The organism is Streptomyces sp. NPDC054840 (assembly GCF_053611065.1).
The window spans coordinates 1-3,242 of record NZ_JBSGZP010000767.1 but is presented as its reverse complement, the minus strand read 5'-3'; the positions used below and the strand labels follow the sequence as shown (position 1 = coordinate 3,242).

The following is a 3,242-nucleotide window of genomic DNA, read 5'->3' as shown; positions in this document are numbered from 1 at the left end:
GTTCACGGGGGCCGCCGCCGCCCTCGGCACCGGGGCGGGGGCCATCGGCCGGGCCGTGACCTCTTCGCGGTCCGGCGACGCGCTCGCCTCCCGGGCGGCCGTGGTCCTGCCGCGCCCGGCGTCACCGGCGACGGACGTGCCCCCGGGCGCGGCCCTGCGCGTACCGGGGATCAGCCCCTTCACCACGCCGAACAAGGACTTCTACCGCGTCGACACCGCACTGGTCGTTCCCCGCGTCCCGGCGGACACGTGGCGGCTGCGGATCCACGGGAAGGGCGTGCGCCGAGAGCTGAACCTTTCCTTCCAGGACCTCCTCGCCCGACCGCTCATCGAGCGGGACATCACCGTGACCTGCGTCTCCAACGAGGTCGGCGGACCGTACGCGGGCAACGCCCGGTGGCTCGGCGCCCGGCTCGGCGACCTGCTCGCGGAGGCCGGCGTACGGCCCCCGTCCCAGGGCGGACCCGCCGACCAGCTGGTGGCCCGCTCCGTCGACGGCATGACGTTGGGCACGCCCGTCGAGGACGTCATGGACGGCCGGGACGCACTGCTCGCCGTCGGGATGAACGGCGAACCGCTCCCGCCGGCCCACGGCTTCCCGGTACGGATGATCGTCCCGGGCCTGTACGGGTACGTGTCGGCCTGCAAGTGGATCGAGAACATCGAGCTCACCACCTTCGACGCCTACGACCCGTACTGGGTCGAGCGCGCGTGGGCCCCGCGGGCACCGGTCAAGACGCAGGCGCGCATCGACACCCCCAAACCCTTCGCCCGCCCCGCGGTCGGCACGGTGATGGTGGCCGGTGTCGCCTGGGCCCAGCACCGGGGCATCGACCGCGTCGAGATCCAGGTCGACGACGGACCGTGGCAGGAGGCCGATCTCGCCACCGAGCACACCCGCGACACCTGGCGCCAGTGGTCCTACCCCTGGCAGGCCACCTCCGGTACGCACACCCTCACCGTCCGCGCCACCGATCGGACGGGCGAGACCCAGACCGAACGGCGCACCCCGACCATTCCGGACGGGGCCAGTGGCCGGCATTCCGTCGTCGTCATGGCCGGATAGCCGCCGGACCGGCGCCGGCCCCGCGTCGGGCAGGCGTCGGGCAGGTGTGGGGAACACCTTTCCGGCCGACCTGTGGTGCCCCCTCGGCCAAGCCCGGGACAGGCCGGTACGCGCCTATTTGACGTGCACCTGCTAGGGCAAAATGGCAGATGTCACAGGCAAATCGGTACGGGAGGGTGTGGTCTTGGCGTTGCTGTCCTTACCGGTACGGCGCATACGGGCACTACGGGGGACGAGCGGGGTCGGATCGGGGCTGCAACGCGCCCAGTCCTTCATGATCGTGGCCACCCTCCTGTACCGGGCGAGCCATCTGACGGTGGGCGCCCTCGCCGTCGTCCAGCGCCGGTCGGAACTGCCCCTGCAGTACGCGGGTTTCGCCGCGGCACTGGGACTGAGCGCGCTGACCTACGGCACCGCACTGCGACGTGGCTGGTTCGACCGGCGGCACATATGGGCGGACGTCCTGGTCACCGGTTGCGTACTGCCCCTGGCCCTCTGCGCCTGGGGCGGCCTGCGCGAGCCGCCCGCGATCGCGTGGGCCATGCTGCTCGGCGGATCGGCGAGCGCCGTCGCGGCCATCTCCCTCGAACGACCGCACGCCCTCATCGTCATCGCTCTCCTCGTGGTCACCCACTTCGTCGGCTACCGGACGGTGGGCGCGAGCCCCGCCGTGATTCTCGGCCATCTCAACTCGATCGTGTCCTCGGCCGTGATGACCTGGCTCTTTCGCTGGTACCTGCTGCGCCAGGGCCGCCTCCTCGACGAGGCCAATGCCCGCGCGGTGGCCGCCGAAGCCCACAAGGCGCGCTACGCCGAGCGGCTGGAACACCACCGGGCCCTCCACGACACCGTCCTCGCCACTCTGACCACCCTGGCCTCCGGCTCGGTCGACGCCAACGCCCCCGAGGTGCGCCGGCGCTGCGCGCGCGAAGCCGCGTACCTGCGCCGGCTGATCCAGCAGACCGCGGACGAGGTACATCACCGGGAGATCGGCACCGCCCTGGAGGAGGCGGTCGGATCCGTCGAGAGCCTCCAACTGCGGGTCACCGCCCAGTACCACGACCTGCCGCAGGTGCCCCCCGAGGTGGCCGCCGCGCTGGGCGACGCCGTTCGCGAGGCCCTGAACAACGTACGGCGCCACGCGGGCACCGGACACGCCTACCTGACCGCCACCAGGGACCCGGACGGACGCGGGGGAGCCCTCGTCACCGTGGTCGACCGGGGTCCCGGATTCGACCCCGAGCGGTGCCGGCCCGGCCTCGGGCTGCGCGGCTCGGTCCACGGCCGGATGGCGGAGGTGGGGGGCCGGGCCACCGTGGACACCGCCCCCGGGGAGGGCGTACGGGTGGAGCTGAGATGGCCCGGGTGATCACCGTTTCGGTGGTCGACGACGACCGGATGCTCCTCGACGGCCTGCGGGCCTGGCTCGGCGGCGTGCCGGAGCTGCGGCTCCTGGCGACCGCCGCCACCGTCGGGGAGCTCCTCGGTGCACCGGACGCCCACCCTCCGTACGGCTTCGGGGCGACGGGCCACGCACCGCCCGACATCGTCCTTCTCGACCTCGTCCTGCGCGACGGCTCCGCCCCCGCCGACAACATCCGGCGGCTGCTGCGGACCGGCAGCCGCGTCCTGATGATCAGCACGGTCCCCGACCGCTCCCGGATCATCGAGGCCATCCGGGCCGGCGCCGACGGCTACCTGACCAAGGACCATGACCTGCCCACCCTGGTCGCCGCCATCAAGGACCTGGCCTCGGGCCAGGGCGCCCTCTCCGCGGAACTCGCCTTCGCCTGCGCCTACGACGACAGCCCCGCACGCCCTCGCCTCTCGCCCAGGGAACGGCAGATCCTCCTCGACTACGCCTCCGGACTGACCTTGAAATCCGCCGCCCGGCGGGCCGGCATCACCGTCCACACCGCCAAGGACTACCTGGACCGGGTCAAGGCCAAGTACCAGCAGGCGGGCCGCCCCACCTACACCAAGCTCGACCTGGCCCAGCGGGTACGGGAGGACAGTCTCGACGGGGGCTGACCGCCCGCACAAGCCCCCCAAACGGACGGCTACAGGGGGCACACACTCCGTCCATATCGTCATCCCCGGCGGCGCCTCGGAGGGCCCGCCGGAAAGGGGACGAGCCGGTGTCCATCTTCTGGCCGGCGCTGCCGGAGGACTGTAC

General features: G+C 72.6%; 3 protein-coding genes. All 3 read left to right on the top strand.

What is annotated here, in order from left to right; all coding sequences use genetic code 11:
• Positions 1-1,066 (top strand): molybdopterin-dependent oxidoreductase (locus ACWGIU_RS33690; RefSeq protein ID WP_453711905.1); only part of this gene is annotated, 1,066 nt, incomplete at its 5' end.
• A 142-nt stretch (positions 1,067-1,208) separates the two neighbouring features.
• Entirely contained in the window at positions 1,209-2,435 is a 1,227-nt protein-coding gene (locus ACWGIU_RS33685; RefSeq protein WP_453711904.1) for a sensor histidine kinase, read from the top strand.
• Complete coding sequence (locus tag ACWGIU_RS33680; protein ID WP_453711903.1) at positions 2,423-3,097, top strand: response regulator; 675 nt, start codon at positions 2,423-2,425, stop codon at positions 3,095-3,097. Before ACWGIU_RS33685 ends, ACWGIU_RS33680 begins: the two co-directional genes overlap by 13 nt.
• Positions 3,098-3,242 lie beyond the last annotated feature (145 nt).

Excerpts from the sequence above, each read along its gene's own strand:
- ACWGIU_RS33685 (WP_453711904.1), top strand. The coding sequence starts at position 1,209 with ATGGCAGATGTCACAGGCAAATCGGTACGGGAGGGTGTGGTCTTGGCG.
- ACWGIU_RS33680 (WP_453711903.1), top strand. The coding sequence starts at position 2,423 with ATGGCCCGGGTGATCACCGTTTCGGTGGTCGACGACGACCGGATGCTC.